This is a genomic window from Mucilaginibacter sp. FW306-07-L (genome assembly GCF_058782065.1).
On the sequence record NZ_JBYSXI010000002.1, the window covers coordinates 1033628 to 1050646 of the forward strand.

Consider the following 17019-nt stretch of genomic DNA (forward strand, 5'->3'; position numbering starts at 1 on the left):
AACATGAAAAAGATTTTTTTTATAACCATGAGTGCGGCGCTGTTGGTAACAGCATCGTGTAAAGACAATAACTATCTCGATATTGAGCCAAGGGACGTCGTTCCGACAGATAAAATGTTTTCTGACCCTGCGTTAGTATTGTCGGTAGTAGCCGACCTATACCAGCGGCAGCTTGACTTTTCGAGTCTTGATAATGGCTGGGCCAGCTTTGCTGACTTTAGCGAGGCTTTCCCGTCAGAAAACGGCAGTTCTAACATTGTGCAGCGTACCAGTTGGGGCTGGGGCGAATGGGGTACCTGGGATTACGGTTACATACGTGATATCAACTTATTTATAGAGCGTGCCACGGCCGCAACCGGGCTGAATGAAGGCGATAAAAAGAGATTTATTGCCGAGGGTCGGTTTTTACGTGCCGCCTACTATTTCGAGATGGTAAAAAGGATGGGTGGTGTGCCGCTTGTCACCACATCAATGACGTATGAGGGTGATGTAACCAACTTGCAAATGCCAAGGGCTAAAGAATCTGAAGTGTATGATTTTATTTTAAGTGAGTTAACCGCTGTAAAAAATGATCTGCCTTCAAATCCTGATACTAAATCAAGAGCTACTAAAGGTGCTGCCTTTGCCATGATGTCTCGAGCAGCGCTTTACGCCGGTTCAATTGCCAAATACGGCTTCAGAACACCTACCGTTACCCTACCGGGCGATGAGGTTGGCATACCGGCATCAATGGCTACAAGCTACTATCAAAAATCTCTTGCAGCGTCTGATTCATTGATTGAAGGTAAAGCGGGTGGTTATGCTTTATATAAATCGCTACCTAACCTGGCTGACAATTTTGCCGCTGTATTTCTGGATAAGAGCTCAGTTAACCGTGAGAGTATTTTTATTGAGGATTTTAAGGTAGGTACCAATAAGGTACATAGCTATACCGTAAACAATCAACCATACTCACGGTCTGAAGAGGGTGCTGATGCCGGCCGCTTAAACCCTTCACTTAATATAGTACAGGCATTTGAAAAACTGGATAATACCTATGCGCCAATACCTACGGTTGATGCCAGCGGCGATCCGATTTATTATACCAATCAGCAGGATATATTTGCCGGCCGCGATGCCCGTTTAGCAGGCACCGTTATGTTGCCCGGCTCAATCTATAAAGGGGCGGCTATTGATGTGAGGGCCGGTTATCAAAATGCTGCCGGTGATTTTGTATCAAACGGTAATTTACCGGGTACGTCAACCCCTGCAATAGGCTTGGATGGCCCGTCAGATGGCTTGGAATTCCGTACACAAACCGGGTTTTATATTCGTAAATATCTTGATCCGGTAACAGGTTCAGGCCGTCGTGGCCGTCGTAGCGATGTAGCTTTTATACGTTACCGTTATGCCGAGGTGTTGCTGAATGGTGCTGAAGCCGCTTTTGAACTTGGCGAACAAACCAAAGCACTTAACTATATTAACCAGGTACGCTCTCGTGCTGGCTTAACTACACCATTAACCGCGTTGAGCTTTGACCGTATAGTGCACGAACGCCGGGTTGAGCTGGTGTTTGAGGGCCATACCTTGTATGATATGAAGCGCTGGAGGCTGGCACATATTGTATGGGATGGTGCTAACATGACGGTTGCTGATTTGAAAAGCGATATAGGCTCAGCAACCAAGCATAATACTCAGCCATTTAGCTTGTGGCCTTACCTGTATCAAAATCCGGGTAACCCCAACCATGGTAAATGGATGTTCAGGGAAATTAAGCTGGGCAGGGTAACAGGAGCCAACAGGTTTCAATCAGGTAATTATTATTCGCAGATAAATGATGATATATTATCACGAAACCCTAAGATTGTTAAACAGCCGAATCAATAAGTTTTTAAAGCTATATAGTTATGAGATTTAAGTTCAAATATATTATGTTGGTAGCACTCACAGTAGTGGTTGCATCATGTAAAAAAGATACTAAAGAGGCACCCAAGGCCAGCTTTAAAGGCAGGCTTGTTTATAACGGCACGCCCATAAATGTTGAGCAAAACCAGGTTCCGGTGGAACTGTATCAAAGTGGTTTTGGTAAACGAGGCGCTATTATAGGCAATGTTACGCAGGATGGCGCGTTTTCTTTCCTCTTGTTCGAGGGTGATTATAAGCTGATCATTCCGGGTGTGCAAGGCCCTTTCAGGTGGAACCAAACCAGTGCCACGCGCGATTCGCTGAGCGTTAACATCAGCGGCGATAAAACCATGGATCTGGAGGTAACACCTTATTACCTGATAAATGATGTTCAGTATTCAGTTAGTGGCAGGGCAGTTACCGCGGCTTTTTCGGTTAACAAAATAATAACCGATGCTAATGCACGTGATATAGAAAGGGTTACGTTGTACGTAAATAAAACCCAGTTTGTATCAAGCAACGGCGATGAGAACGTAGCGAATAACGGAATAGCCGGCAGCGCTGTTACCGGCACTGTAAATTTAACGGCTACCGTGCCTGCCCTTACGCCAACGCAAGGCTATGTGTTTGCCCGTGTAGGGTTAAAAATTGCGGGTGTTGATGATATGATTTACTCACCATTACAAAAAATAACACTTTAAATTTACAAGGTAGGGGTTTCTGCTGCAAGAGCAGTGCCCCTTTAACTGTTCAGCACAGCAACAAATCCATAATTCAATAATGAGAAAATTTTTATCCGCAGCAGTAATTACCCTAACGGCCTGCGTAACGGCTAATGCCCAGCAGGGGCAATGGCACCTGATTAAAGACCGTATTGTTACCCCCTGGGCCGAAAAGGTTGATCCTAAAAACCCGCTGCCTGAATACCCGCGCCCTATGCTGGTACGCAGCAACAACTGGAAAAACCTTAACGGCCTTTGGAGCTATGCCATTACGCCTAAAAACGCGTCGACACCAACCAAGTACGAGGGTAGCATATTGGTGCCTTTCGCTGCTGAGTCGGCATTGTCAGGCGTAGGCCGCACCGTAGGTAAGGATAGCTTGCTGTGGTATAAAAATACCATCAATGTGCCATCATCCATGAAAGGTAAAGAGGTGCTGTTGCACTTTGGCGCAGTTGACTGGCAAACAGAAGTGTTTGTGAACGGCAAAAGCGCGGGCAAGCACGAGGGTGGTTTTGATCCGTTCTCATTTAACATTACGCCGTTTTTAAAAGGCGGCTCAAAGCAGGATGTTGTGGTACGCGTGTGGGACCCAACCAACGATGGCCCGCAGCCAACCGGCAAGCAAATGAAAAAGCCCGAAGGTATTTGGTACACCCCGGTTACCGGTATCTGGCAAACCGTTTGGTTGGAAGCTGTGCCAAAGGCCTACATCGTGTCAACCAAACAAACACCTGATATTGATGCGCATACCATCACCATATCAGCCAATATCGAAAATAAGCAAGCCGGTGATAACCTGAAAATAGAGGTGCTTGATGGTAAAACCGTTATCGCCCAAAAGCAACAAAACGCAAGCGAAACGGCTGTTATTCCGTTAACCAACGAGAAACTTTGGTCGCCCGAGAGCCCTAACCTTTATAACCTGAAGATCACCCTGCTGCGTAACAGCAAAGCGGTGGATGTAATTACCAGCTATTTCGCCATGCGCAAAATATCAATGGCGCCTGATGCCAATGGTATACAGCGTATGATGCTGAACAACAAATTCGTTTTTCAGTATGGCCCGCTTGACCAGGGCTGGTGGCCTGATGGTTTGTATACGCCGCCAACTTACGAGGCGATGATATACGACATTGATCAGCTTAAAAAAATGGGCTTTAATATGATACGTAAGCACATTAAGGTGGAGCCTGCTACTTACTATACCTATTGTGATAAAAAAGGTATGTTGTTATGGCAGGATATGCCAAGCGGCGACTTAGGTAACGGTTGGGAAAACCGCCCGGGCGTGCTGGATCATGGTACTGACCAAAAACGTACCCCCGAATCAGAAGGCTACTACCGTAAGGAGTGGAACGCTATTATGGACGTGTTGCATAACTACCCGAGCATTGTGGTTTGGACACCGTTCAACGAGGCCTGGGGCCAGTTTAAAACTGTTGAAATTACGGAGTGGACAATGAAGAAAGACCCATCTCGCCTGGTGAACAGTGCCAGCGGTGGTAACTTCTACTTAACCGGCCATATTATCGATTTACATAACTACCCGCACCCGGCTATGCCTGCGCCTGATGTTTTCGGGCAAAAACGCATACTGGTATTGGGCGAATTCGGTGGCTTAGGTTTGCCGCTTGACGGACATACCTGGCAAAAAAAGAATTGGGGTTATCAAACCTTCAAAAACTCTGATGAGATGTTTGAGAAGTATGCCTCGTTTACCAAGCGTATTGCCGAGCTGATTCCGCTGGGCCTTTCAGCAGCGGTATATACCCAAACTACCGATGTTGAGGGCGAAACCAACGGCTTTATGACTTACGACCGCGCGGTTGATAAAATGCCGGTTAACAAGCTGTATGAAGTGAACACCAAATTGTATGATCCGGCGTTGGTTAAATAACAATCAATAAATGGTTTTAAAACGAATAATTTATTATTTGGCAAGCCTGTTCGCACTATGCGGGCAGGCTTTTGCGCAAAATAGCGGCGGCATGCACAAAGCACCATCGCCCCTATACCGCGACCCGATGTATGACGGCGCTGCAGACCCGGTTTTGGTTTACAACCAGGCCGAAAAAACCTGGATGATGCTGTACACCCAGCGCAGGGCCAACGCCCAAACGCAGGATGTAGCTTACTGCTATGGTACGGCTATCGGCGTAGCTACCTCCAAAGATCATGGGCAAACGTGGGCATATCGCGGTACGCTCAATTTAGATTTTGAGCGCGGTACCAATACCTTTTGGGCACCCGAGATAATTTATGATAAGGGAACGTACCACATGTTTGTTACCTACATTCAGGGTGTGTATAACCACTGGGGCGGCAATTCCCGGCTGGTACATTACACCAGTAAAAACCTGTGGGACTGGAAATTTCTGGGTGATCTGAAACTCGACGGCAGTATCATCGACCCAACACTGATGAAATTACCCGACGGTAAATGGCACATTTGGTACAAAGGCCCTAATGCCAATACCTATACTGCCGAAAGCGCTGATTTGATAAACTGGAAAGCCGACCCTAAAGTGGCCATCGGCGGGCCGGAGCATGAGGGGCCGAAGATATTCAGGTTTAAGGATTATTACTGGATGATAACCGACGAATGGCACGGCCAGCGGGTTTACCGCTCAAAGGATGCCAAAACCTGGGAGCGCCAGGGCATGGTGCTGGATAAGCCCGGCCACCGCCCGGATGATACGCCAACCGGCGCCCATGCCGATGTTGTGGTAACCCGCGATCATGCTTATATTGTTTACTTTACACACCCGGGCCGTAAATCGCACCAAAATGATGGCGGGCACGATGCGGACGATGCCTTTACTTATTCAACCAAGCGCACATCAATACATGTAGCCGAATTGGAATATAATGATGGTAACTTGGTGTGTGATCGGGATAAACCATTTGATTTTTATCTGCCTTAAAAATAATGTTACTATGAGATCTAAGTTCTTGATGGTTTCCGCAATGGTGTTAGGCATTGCCATCGCTGCAAACGGTCAAACAGCCAATTATACCGCCAGCCGGGCACCTTTACGCCAAAATCCATATATCGAACTACCGCTTGGTGCAATTAAGCCGCAAGGCTGGCTGCGTGAAATGCTTATACGCCAAAAAAACGGCGCTACCGGCAAACTGGATGAGCTTTACCCGCTGGTGATGAACCAACGTAACGGCTGGTTGGGCGGCGATGGCGACCAATGGGAGCGTGGCCCCTACTGGATAGATGGCTTGCTGCCGCTGGCTTATATTTTGCAGGATAAGGCACTCATTGCCAAGGTAAAGCCCTGGGTGGAGTGGTCTATAAAAAGCCAGCAGCCCGATGGATACTTCGGGCCTTCTAAAGATTACCCTTATGAGGCAGGCATACAGCGCGATAACAGCCGCGACTGGTGGCCAAAAATGGTGATGCTAAAAGTGCTGAAACAATACTACATGGCAACTAATGATAAGCGGGTGATTAGTTTGCTAACCAATTACTTTAAATACCAGCTAAAGGAATTGCCTGCCAAACCACTCGACCACTGGACGTTTTGGGCACGTCTGCGCGGCGGCGATAACCTGATGGTAGTATACTGGCTGTACAACATTACGGGTGATAAATTTCTGCTTGATCTGGCCGATTTGCTTCACAAACAGACTTATAACTTTACAGGCGAGTTTTTAGATACCGACATGCTTACTCGCACGGGCAGCATTCACGGGGTTAACCTGGCGCAGGGTATGAAGGAGCCGCTGATCTACTACCAGCATCACCCCGAACAAAAATATGTGGAGGCCATGAAGAAGGGATTTCATGACCTGACCAAATACAACGGCATGGCGCATGGCCTGTATGGCGGCGATGAAGCATTGCATGGCAACAACCCGACCCAGGGTTCGGAGCTATGCTCGGCAGTGGAGATGATGTTCACGCTGGAAAGCTCGCTCGAAATTACCGGCGATATAGATTATGCCGACCGTTTGGAGAAGATAGCCTTTAATGCCCTGCCAACCCAAACTACGGAGGATTACATGAACCGCCAATATTTTCAGCAGGCTAACCAGGTAATTCTTACCCGCCATGTGCATAACTTTGACGTAAACCATGCCGGTACCGATGTGGTTTATGGCTTACTATCAGGCTTTCCATGCTGTACCTCAAACATGCACCAGGGCTGGCCTAAATTTGCGCAAAACCTATGGTACGCCACTGCCGACAGGGGTATAGCCGCATTGGTATACTCGGCAAGCGAGGTAACGGCAAAAGTAGCTGATGGTAAAGAGGTGACTTTTAAAGAAGAAACCAACTATCCGTTTGATGAAAATATAAAGTTCACTTTAACCAGCAAAAAGGCTAAGCAGTTATCGTTTCCCTTTCACCTGCGCATACCTGTATGGTGTAAAAATGCGGTAATAAAAGTGAACGGACAGGAACTGCAGCAAGCCAAAGGCAACCAGATAGTGAAGATAGACCGCCAATGGAAGAACGGCGATGTGGTTGAACTGCAATTGCCCATGCACATCTACAAAAACTCTTGGTATGAAAATTCAGTATCGGTTGAGCGTGGTCCGCTGGTGTACGCCCTTAAAATTGGTGAGGAAACCAAACTGGTTAAGAATGATAAAGACCCCATCGCCTACGGCAAGGAATACTATGAGATGCGCCCGACCACGCCGTGGAATTATGGGTTAGTAGCTTTGGATGATGATAAGTTTCAGCAAAGCATCTCGATAGATAAAAAGAACATACCGCTTTACCCCTGGACACCGGACAATGCCCCGTTGATGCTAAAGGCAAAAGCCAAACGCATCCCCGATTGGCAATTGTATAATGATATGACGGGCCCGATACCATTCAGCATGATTTATAACGAAGGTATGCGCGACCAACCGGAAGAAGTTATAACGCTGATACCTTACGGTTGCAGCAGGTTACGTATCTCACAATTCCCGCAAGTTCGATAAACCCTTATCACTAAATAAAGAGCAGGCTGTAATGGCCTGTTTTTTCATGGCCGTTTTATAAATATGCCCTCCATCAAAATAAACCAAAAGCGCCCGTTGAATACGGGCGCTTTTGGTTTAAATAAACAATTCAATTCAGCTATTACAAAACGAATTTAAATACCTCTTCAAGACCTGAGTTTGAATTTTGGCTTACGTTCATATCTGTAATTAAGCCGGTGTTAAGGGCATAAACCCAGCCATGTACACTAAGATCCTGGCCTTTTTTCCAGGCGTTTTGTACAATTGAGGTTTTGCAAAGATTGTTTACGTTCTCAATAACGTTTAGCTCCACCAGCCTGTCGCCGCGTTTCTTCTCGTCCTCAATGGCGCTCAGTTCATCAGCATGAAAACGGTAAACATCCTTAATATGGCGCAGCCAGTTATCAATTATACCTACCGATGTATTGCCCATAGCCGCGAGTACGCCGCCGCAACCATAGTGGCCGGTTACAATTACGTGTTTTACCTTGAGCACGTTCACCGCGTAGTCAAGCACGCTCAGCATGTTCATATCCGTATGGATAACCATGTTGGCAATGTTACGGTGCACAAATATCTCTCCCGGCTGGGTGTGGGTTATCTGGTTGGCCGGTACGCGGCTATCGGCGCAGCCTATCCATAATACCGGTGGTTTCTGTCCGTTAGCCAGTTTATCAAAATATTCCGGATCAACTTTTAATGTATTGGCCACAAACTGTTTGTTGCCTTCAAGCAAGCCTTCGTAGGTAATGTGGCTTGTGTCGTGTAGTTCTGATGATTTGTTTGCACACATGATATTTGTAATTAAGTGTTTTAAATTTTGCTTGATTAATTTGATAGTAAATAATAATGTAGTGTGATAGGCCGCTGTTCTAAAAATTCCTCTCCGGCTGTTAGCCAGGCTATCAATAATTTGTAAAACGAATAACTTATTCTATCAGTATAAACGGCGTGTGGTGAACAGCTACATGCCGGTAAAAGTTTAAAATTAGTCATTCGTTGTGGTTTCATGGTTTATAGATCAACTCCTTCAGTTTGGGCACATCATACCGGTCCTTAATATCCTGTAACTGCACTATAATGCCTTTAGTATAGGCGTTATGCTTAAAGTTGTGGATGGTTTCGAGCACGTCAGGGTCAATGTACCTGGAGTTCGATCCATCAATCAGCACATCGCTTCCCTCGGGCAGGCTGGTCAGGGTTATTTGTATAGCTGCCTTATTTAAAAATGATACCTCTTCGGCAAGCCGGATATGGATGGTTTTTTTACCCTCATTGTTTTTGATGATGCGGTAAAAATAAGGATTACGCAGGTTGGTGCGTAATATGTAAAATATACCTACCAGCATACCTATGCCAACACCCTTCAGCAAGTCAGTAAATACAACAGCAATTATAGTAACTACAAACGGAATAAACTGCGAGAGCCCCTTATGCCATACATGCTTAAATAATTCGATGCGGGTAAGTTTATAACCGGTCATCAGCAAAATAGCCGCCAGGCACGATAGCGGGATCAGGTTGATCAGCCTTGGTATCAATAGTAAGGATAATAATAAAAACACTCCGTGAACAATGGCGCTGACCTTGGTGCGTGCCCCTGAGTTTACATTGGCTGATGACCGTACAATTACGGCCGTCATGGGCAGGCCGCCCAGCATACCGCTTATTACATTACCAATGCCTTGTGCCACCAGTTCGCGGTTGGTGGGCGATACACGTTTGATCGGGTCTATCTTATCCACGGCCTCCAGGCTTAGCAGGCTTTCTAAACTGGCTACAATGGCAATGGTTGCGGCCACTATCCAAACCTCTTTGTTAGCAATGGCGCTAAAGTTTGGAGATTTGAACAGGTTGAAAAACTCAGCGCCGTTCTTTACAATGGGTATGGTTACAAACTGCTTGTCAAGCAAGGCCAGGCCGGTACCCGCAAAGGCGATGCTGAGCAGTATGCCTGTTATAACTACCAAAAGCGGCGCGGGCACTATGGCCAGTTTTTTAAATTTTGGCCAGTAAATAAGGATGAGTAATGATACGGCACTGATAATAACGGCTCCATAGTTCAGTTTGGATAAAGCCAGCGTAATCTCCGAAAAGGTATTGTGCGAATCAGCCTGCGAAAAACTTTCGTCGCCTTCAAAATCAGCATCGTAGCCTACCGCGTGCGGAAACTGTTTCATGATCAGGATGATGCCGATAGCCGCCAGCATCCCCTCAATAACAGCCGACGGAAAATAATTGCCGATTGTGCCCGCCTTGATCAGGCCCAGGATGATCTGTAAGCCCCCGGCAATTACAATGCTCAACAAAAACGTTTCGTACGAGCCTAAAGTGGCAATAGCGTTAAGTACAATAACGGTAAGACCGGCGGCAGGCCCGGCAACACTTAGCTGCGAGCCGCTGGCCGCGCCAACAACTATGCCGCCTATTATACCGGTTAATATGCCGGCAAATAAGGGCGCGCCCGATGCCAGCGCGATGCCAAGGCAAAGTGGAAGGGCAACTAAAAATACAACAATGCTGGCAGGCAGGTCCCGCTTCAGGTTTTTGCCTAAAAAATACTTGCGCAGGTCAAAAAAGCCTGCAGCGCTGACGGTGTGGTCATGCTGATCCATAAAAAATTGATAAAACTGGTGGTGGTGTGTTATAAAAAAGAAGCTATCACCCTACAAAAAGGGCGTGTAGCCGAAAATTAGCAGTACTACTTAGGCGTTTGGAGGAGGGGTAAGTATTACAGGAGCGTAAGCGCAATGGTAGATCAGGGTTTCCTGATTGTGCAATATGTTCACTTCAACTACATGCAGCTTAAAGCGAACCAGTTGGGTATAATATTCGTCGAATGATTTCTTTTCCTTGCAGAGGTCTTTTTCGGCAGTGTCTTTCTCTTTGCTCTCATGCTCAAGTTGCATGATCACCGCCTTAACTACCTTGTTATCCAGATGAAAAATAACAGGCGCTACTGATATTACCATCTTTGAAAAAAAGATAGTAATGAACAGCATTGCCGTTAAAACCTTAAAGTCTTTCACCTTCATTCATCACAAATATAAAAACAGGTAGCGGTATATAACGCCTCAATAGTACAAAAATTACTCGTAGTATTTAAGGGATAAATTCCCGGGCACCGGTTTGGCCCGGCCTGTAGATGCATAACATTGCTTTTAGCTATCTTTACGGCTTATTATGAAATACCTGCGCTGGTTAATATTTCCGTTATCGCTTATTTATGGCCTGGTGGTAAGCGCCCGTAACTGGCTTTATGATGCCGGCATCCTTAAAAGTACGCTGTTTAACTTTCCGGTTATTTGCGTAGGCAACCTTGATGTAGGCGGCGCGGGCAAAAGCCCCATGACGGAGTATCTCATCCGCCTGCTAAAAAATGAATATAAAGTGGCTACCCTTAGCCGTGGTTATGGTCGTTCAACAGCCGGTTACCTGGAAGCCGGTACAAATGCGGCGGCAACACAGGTAGGCGATGAACCCGCGCAATTTAAAAACAAGTTTGCCGATGTTACCGTTGCTGTTTGCGCCGACAGGGTTGCAGGCATAAAAAAGCTGATGCCCGCCAATGAAGTTATTATATTGGATGATGCCTACCAGCACCGCGCGGTAAAGCCGGGCTTTAGTGTTTTATTGTTTGATTATAACCGGATCAATGAGCCGCGCTTAATGCTGCCCGCGGGAAACCTGCGCGAGCCGTTTTTAGGCCGGTGGCGTGCCGATGTATTAATAGTAAGTAAATGCCCGCACTCGCTTACTCTAAATGACAGGGAACAGCTTGCGGAGCGCTTAAAGCCCTTCGCATTTCAAAAGGTTTATTTTACATCCATCGCTTATCAGCCGTTGCAACGGCTGGATGGCAGTGTTTCCAACGCGGTAATTGATGCGGATACAACGGTGTTTTTACTGAGCGGCATTGCCAGTACAACTCCGCTGTTACAGTATCTGCAAAGTTTTACAGCTAAAATTATTCATCATAAATATCCTGATCATCATCAGTTCAGCTTAAAAAATATAAGTAAACTTGCTGATGAATTCGTGGCCTGCACGGCAGAAAAAAAACTGCTTATCACAACAGAAAAGGATGCGCAGCGTTTAGGTGAACAGCAACTGCTGCCGCTGGTTAATAAACTGCCTTTTTTAGTGTTACCCATAGGTGTTAAATTTATTGACGGCGAACAGGAATTTACCGCCCTTATAAAAAGTTATGTTAGAGAATATTCATCGCACAACAGCATACATTAAAAGCCGTATTGGCGATTTTGTGCCCGAAGCAGGCATTATATTAGGTACCGGTTTGGGTGGCCTGGTTAATGAAATGGAGATCGAAAAGCAGTTGATGTATGCCAACATTCCTGATTTTCCGATATCAACCGTTGAGTTTCATTCCGGCAAATTGATATTTGGTAAGCTGGGCGGCGTTAATGTGGTGGCTATGCAGGGCAGGTTGCATTATTACGAGGGTTACAGCATGCAGCAGATCACCTTTCCGGTAAGGGTATTAAAAATGCTGGGTATTAAAACCCTGTATGTATCCAACGCCAGCGGCTCGTTAAACCCCGGCTTTAAAAAAGGCGATCTGATGGTGATCGAGGATCATATAAACCTGCAGCCGCAAAACCCGCTGATCGGCCGTAATGAGTTTGAGCTTGGTCCGCGTTTTCCGGATATGAGCCAGCCTTACCGTATTGATCTGATCGGCAAGGCGCTTGATATCGCATCGGCCAATAATATTGTTTGCCATAAGGGTATTTATGTGGCGGTTACAGGCCCTAACCTGGAAACGCGTGCCGAATACCGCTACCTGCGCATAATTGGCGGCGACGCGGTTGGCATGAGTACCGTGCCCGAGGTTATTGTTGCCCGCCACATGGATCTGCCGGTGTTTGCCATATCGGTATTAACCGACGAGGGCTTCCCGGAGGTGCTTACGCCTGTATCATTAGAGGAGATACTGGCCGTAGCGCAGGAAGCCGAACCCAAACTTACGCTGATATTAAAAGAACTGATAGCAGGAAACTAATGCTTGCCAAGCTGAAATATATACTGATCTTACTGTTCAGCCTGAGCGTTCAGGCCGTGTTCGCGCAATTCCCTACTAACGGGAGCGGCAATACCCAATATCCCGGCCAGCGTACGCCCAATTACATGCGCGATACCAGCCGCAACACGCCTCAAAAACAACTTAGCGGCGACGCGCTGATGGACACCCTGCGCAAGCGCGAGGATGAAAAAGAAGATTCGATCGTGTTTGATGCCTCGTGGATACGGGTAAGCTCTGAACGTTTTATGGGCGACAGTACGCAGGATTTTGCCTTAGATACCAGCCTGCGCAATTTTGAGAATTACGGGCCGTTGAACCAGCCCCGTAGTCCGCGGATCAGCCTGGGTGGTTATACCGGTATTCAGCAGCGCGCCTTGCTGTTCGAGCCCGCGAAAACCATTGGTTTTGATGTAGGCCTGCACTCGCTCGACCCATACCTGATCAAGCCGGAAGATATTAACTATTACCGCGCAAGGGTACAATATACCAACCTGTTTTACGTGGGTGGTGGCTCAAAAGAGCAGTTTGTGAGGATAACCCATGCTCAAAATGTAAACCCGCGCTTTAACGTGGGCTTTAACCTCAACTTTAACGGCTCAAAGGGCTTTTACAGCAGCAACAGCGTTTTAAGGCAAAATGTGAGTGATGTTAACGCCGCGTTTTTTACCTGGTACGAGTCAAAAAGCAAGCGGTATAACATGCTGGCCAACCTGATCTACAATAACCTGAAAGCACCCGAAAGCGGGGCGATACTCAAAAACGACATTATATTTACCGACCCCGACCCTACCTTTGATAAAACGCTGGAACAGGTGCGCCTGCCCCAAAGTTACACGCAGTGGAAAACCGCCGGTATCCATTTACGGCAATCATACTTTATAGGGCATGTTGATAGTGTAAAAACCAAGGGCAAGGCTACCTTGCTGCCAACACAGCGTGTAACACACACTTTTAGCTATACCCTCAGCAAGTACCAGTTTTTGCAGGATGATATTGACACGTATAATGTTTTCCCGGATTACTACTTCAGCTCACGCCGCTCAAATGATTCGCTGACGGTAAACCGTATGCACAACGATTTTTCGTACAGCTTTTACCTGCGTGGCAAAAAAGCGAAAAACGAGGCTAAGCTGGATCTGGGGCTGGAGCATGACCTGTACAACTACACCCAGCACGTGCTGGATACCGGTACCAACGAGTTTGGCAACCTGTACATCCGCAACAATAAAATGCAGAACGAATTGTTTCAGAATATTACCGTTAAGGGCCATATAGGTTACCGTTTAAGTGACCGTATATTGCTGGATGGCGATGTAAGGCAAATTGTAGCCGGGCGAGATTTTGGTAACTTTTTATACGATGCCAAGCTGATGATTGGGGGTAGTAACAAAGTGGGGCGTATTGTTTTAGGCGCTTACCTGCAAAATGCCTCGCCGCCGTTAATGGCTACGCGATGGATATCAAACCATTATATTTTTAACAACAGCTTTAGCAATGTTAAAACCACTAACCTCTCTTTTAACTATATCAACACTCCCCTGCAGCTTGACCTGAAAGCGGAATACTTTTTAATAAACGACTATATATACTTTGCAGCACAGCCCGGCGGTACCGACGCGCACCCGGAACAGATGGGTACGCCTATCAACATGATCAAGGTAAGCCTGGGTAAAAACCTCAACTGGCGTAAATGGCACCTGGATGCTTACGGCGTTTATCAAAAAACCGACTATCAGGATATTCTGCGCACACCGGAGATCTACGCTTACGGCAGCTTGTATTTTGCATCAACCTGGTTTAAGGTATTGTATAATAACCTGGGTGTTACGCTACGGTACAATACACGTTACGTAGCACCATCTTATGCTACCGGCTTAGGCCAGTTTTATAACGGGCCGGATGTTACCTTTAGCTCATACCCGGTAGCCACCGCCTTTTTTAAAGGCACTATTGATCACGTTAATATATTTGTGCAGTACGATTACGTTAACCAGGGACTGTTCAGCAAAGGCTTTTACACCGTTAACCGCTACCCTATGCAGGATGCCCTGTTAAAATTAGGCGTTAGCTGGACGTTTTTTCAGTAGATTTTCTTAAGATTCAAGAATTAAGAGGCATGAATTAAGATTTAACTATTCATCTCAATTCTTGTTTCTTAATTCCTGATTCTCACCTATGTCTTCTGCTTCTTTTTATTCGCCGCGGGGAACAATACATTGTTGAGTATCAGCCGGTAACCAGGTGAGTTAGGGTGCAGTTTCAGGTCAGTGGGTGGGTCGCCTACGGCGTGCTGGTAATCTTCCGGGTCGTGGCCGCCGTAAAATGTCCATTGGCCTTTGCCGTATTCGCCGTGAATGTAGCGGGCCTCGTTGGCTGTCTTCATTTCGCCCATAATGGTTACGCCGGGCTTCAATACATTTTTAGCATAGGCGGTGGTAAGCCCCATAAAGCCTTTAATTACCTTGTCATGATCTTGCGTGAGCATACTGGGCACCACATCATACTTGGCCGAAAAATCAAATAAAGTGAAAAAATCTTTACTGCGTTCAACAGCCCGTGTTTGGCTCACATCAATATTGCTGAACTGGTGCGAGATCGGGTTCATATCCAGCCTAAAATTCTGAAAGGCGAATGTCTGGCTAAAATCAAGCTTGCTTTGGGCGGCACGGTCGGCACCATCACCATCAAACATGGCCTCGCAAATATCAGTATTAGCGGCAGAGAGGGCTATATCAAAAGTATCAGTACCCGCGCACATCGCGAACAGGAACCCACCACCCGCGCAAAAACGCTGAATATTTTGCGCCACTGCCAGTTTCATTTTTGATACTTTGTTAAAGCCCAGTTTTTTTGCCGTGGCCTGCTGAGTACTTACATCATTAACATACCATTGCTCGTACCGGTATGCTCCGTAAAATTTACTGTATTGGCCGGTAAAGTCCTCGTGGTGCAGGTGCAGCCAGTCATACTTGGGCAGTTCGCCTTTTATTACTTCCTCATCATAAATAACGGTATAGGGTATCTCGGCATATTTGAGCACCATGGTAACAGCATCATCCCAGGGCAGTTTACTTTTGGGCGAGTACACCGCTATTTTGGGCGGCTTTTGCAGCTTAACCACATCCATATTTACGGATGGATCGCTTACCTCGCTAAGTATGCCTGTTGCGGCGGCATCCGCGATAACCTGGTAGCTCACGCCGCGAATTTTGCATTCGGCCTCTGTTTTCTGGCTGTAAGCCATCATAAAACTACCGCCGCGGTAATTAAGCAACCATTCTACTTCGCCGCCGTTCTGCAATATCCAAAAAGCTATGCCGTACGATTTCAGGTGATCCTTCTGTTCCTCATCCATCGGTATAAGTAATGATGATGCCTTGGCTATATTGAAGCTGAAAGCGAAAAGCAGAAAGATGATTATAGGCGAAAGCTTAAAGGTGAAAGGTGAAAGGCGAAAGGTGAAAGGTGAAAGCTTTTTTTGGCGTGCGTTCATATTCAAATGTAACGAATAATTTGTTTGTCAATTGTTCGTGGTCATTAGTCAATAATCAACACCATTTCTGCTTTCGCCTTTTTTTGACCGGTCGTTATACAATACTTTGATTATTGATAGCGGCAAACTCTGCAACCGCCAAACGCCACACTCGCACAACTTTATTATGAAAGATGGCTTGAAACCGGCCGAGATGCATGCCGCTGCCAAAAAAGATGTGCCGGCATACCCCAGCCTTAACGCAACCGTTACGGCAGTTACCGGCAGCTCCGACAATTTTGAACTGACCGTAGCAGATATCAATATTACTTATCACGCCCAAAAGATGATTATAGCGACAGGGATTAAGGACATATTTCCGGAGATTGAAGGCTTTGCCGAATGCTGGGGCATATCCATCTACCATGGCTGTGAATACCGTGAAAAACCGGAATTTTAGCTAACAGAGATGTAGGCTACGATTTGGCCCAACTCATCTCAAACTGGACTAAAAAGTTAACCGTTTTTACCAATGGCGAAGCCAGTTTCAGTGAAGAACAACGCCGGGCTTTGGAGAGAAATAACATTAAAGTTGTTCAAATACCGGCAAACAAATTTGAGCATCAGGATGGTTACATTAAACAATTAATATTAAGCAATGGTGAGGCGCATGCGTTAAAAGCGTTATATGCCCGTGTGCCATTTGTTCAGCATATTGATGTTACTGAAAAACTGGGCTGTGAATTTACCGAACAGGGTTATATTAAGGTAGATATGATGCAGGAAACCAGCATACTCCGGTATTTTTGCCTGCGCGATTGCACCTCGCCAATGCGCGCTGTATCGGCGGCTGTTGCAAGCGGGGGCATGGCCGGTGTAGCAGCAGGTAAGGAATTTATTGAAGAACGATTTTAATGCCTATAAAA

The 17019-nt window shown here is 46.3% G+C and carries 14 protein-coding genes; 10 read left to right on the forward strand and 4 right to left on the reverse strand.

Annotation, left to right across the window (positions count from 1 at the left end; genetic code table 11):
* The first annotated feature begins 3 nt into the window (after window positions 1-3).
* The 5 genes from AC3WJC_RS14715 (at window position 4) to AC3WJC_RS14735 (ending at window position 7556) form a co-directional block, all read left to right on the forward strand.
* Window positions 4-1866, forward strand: coding sequence for a RagB/SusD family nutrient uptake outer membrane protein (locus AC3WJC_RS14715; RefSeq protein WP_492399863.1), 1863 nt, complete (start codon window positions 4-6; stop codon window positions 1864-1866).
* Between the two features lie 20 nt (window positions 1867-1886).
* Window positions 1887-2585 carry a DUF3823 domain-containing protein gene (locus AC3WJC_RS14720; RefSeq protein ID WP_492399864.1) on the forward strand — a complete coding sequence of 233 codons (699 nt, stop codon included), beginning with the start codon at window positions 1887-1889 and terminating at the stop codon, window positions 2583-2585.
* A 79-nt stretch (window positions 2586-2664) separates the two neighbouring features.
* The gene (locus AC3WJC_RS14725; RefSeq protein ID WP_492399865.1) at window positions 2665-4506 is read left to right on the forward strand and encodes a glycoside hydrolase family 2 protein; all 1842 of its coding nucleotides are present in this window, start codon (window positions 2665-2667) and stop codon (window positions 4504-4506) included.
* 37 nt (window positions 4507-4543) lie between these two features.
* Window positions 4544-5533, forward strand: coding sequence for a family 43 glycosylhydrolase (locus tag AC3WJC_RS14730; protein ID WP_492399866.1), 990 nt, complete (start codon window positions 4544-4546; stop codon window positions 5531-5533).
* A gap of 13 nt (window positions 5534-5546) precedes the next feature.
* The gene (locus tag AC3WJC_RS14735) at window positions 5547-7556 is read left to right on the forward strand and encodes a beta-L-arabinofuranosidase domain-containing protein (RefSeq protein WP_492399867.1); all 2010 of its coding nucleotides are present in this window, start codon (window positions 5547-5549) and stop codon (window positions 7554-7556) included.
* A gap of 142 nt (window positions 7557-7698) precedes the next feature.
* Here the strand turns inward: AC3WJC_RS14735 and can are convergent, their stop codons facing one another.
* The 3 genes from can to AC3WJC_RS14750 form a co-directional block, all read right to left on the reverse strand.
* Window positions 7699-8370, reverse strand: a complete 672-nt coding sequence (can, locus tag AC3WJC_RS14740) for a carbonate dehydratase (protein WP_492399868.1) — start codon at window positions 8368-8370, stop codon at window positions 7699-7701.
* A 214-nt stretch (window positions 8371-8584) separates the two neighbouring features.
* Window positions 8585-10192 (reverse strand): SulP family inorganic anion transporter, encoded by a 1608-nt coding sequence (locus AC3WJC_RS14745; RefSeq protein WP_492399869.1) that lies wholly within the window; start codon window positions 10190-10192, stop codon window positions 8585-8587.
* A gap of 90 nt (window positions 10193-10282) precedes the next feature.
* Window positions 10283-10612: a hypothetical protein gene (locus AC3WJC_RS14750; protein ID WP_492399870.1), complete on the reverse strand. Its 330-nt coding sequence runs from the start codon at window positions 10610-10612 to the stop codon at window positions 10283-10285.
* A gap of 148 nt (window positions 10613-10760) precedes the next feature.
* Here AC3WJC_RS14750 and lpxK point away from each other — a divergent pair, with 148 nt between their 5' ends.
* Genes lpxK through AC3WJC_RS14765 form a run of 3 tightly spaced genes read left to right on the forward strand, consistent with a single transcriptional unit; the run spans window position 10761 to window position 14708 of the window.
* Window positions 10761-11822 (forward strand): tetraacyldisaccharide 4'-kinase, encoded by a 1062-nt coding sequence (gene lpxK, locus AC3WJC_RS14755; protein ID WP_492399871.1) that lies wholly within the window; start codon window positions 10761-10763, stop codon window positions 11820-11822.
* Entirely contained in the window at window positions 11785-12600 is an 816-nt protein-coding gene (locus AC3WJC_RS14760; RefSeq protein WP_492399872.1) for a purine-nucleoside phosphorylase, read from the forward strand. Before lpxK ends, AC3WJC_RS14760 begins: the two co-directional genes overlap by 38 nt.
* Window positions 12600-14708 (forward strand): putative porin, encoded by a 2109-nt coding sequence (locus AC3WJC_RS14765; RefSeq protein WP_492399873.1) that lies wholly within the window; start codon window positions 12600-12602, stop codon window positions 14706-14708. The genes AC3WJC_RS14760 and AC3WJC_RS14765 overlap by 1 nt, the downstream gene beginning before the upstream one ends.
* An 86-nt stretch (window positions 14709-14794) precedes the next feature.
* Here AC3WJC_RS14765 and AC3WJC_RS14770 read toward each other — a convergent pair whose 3' ends face one another.
* Window positions 14795-15976, reverse strand: coding sequence for an asparagine synthetase B (locus AC3WJC_RS14770; protein WP_492399927.1), 1182 nt, complete (start codon window positions 15974-15976; stop codon window positions 14795-14797).
* A gap of 304 nt (window positions 15977-16280) precedes the next feature.
* On the opposite strand from AC3WJC_RS14770, the gene AC3WJC_RS14775 reads away from it, so the two are divergent.
* Both AC3WJC_RS14775 and AC3WJC_RS14780 read left to right on the forward strand, forming a co-directional pair.
* Window positions 16281-16553, forward strand: a complete 273-nt coding sequence (locus AC3WJC_RS14775; protein WP_492399874.1) for a hypothetical protein — start codon at window positions 16281-16283, stop codon at window positions 16551-16553.
* 23 nt (window positions 16554-16576) lie between these two features.
* Entirely contained in the window at window positions 16577-17008 is a 432-nt protein-coding gene (locus AC3WJC_RS14780) for an FAD-dependent oxidoreductase (protein WP_492399875.1), read from the forward strand.
* Window positions 17009-17019 lie beyond the last annotated feature (11 nt).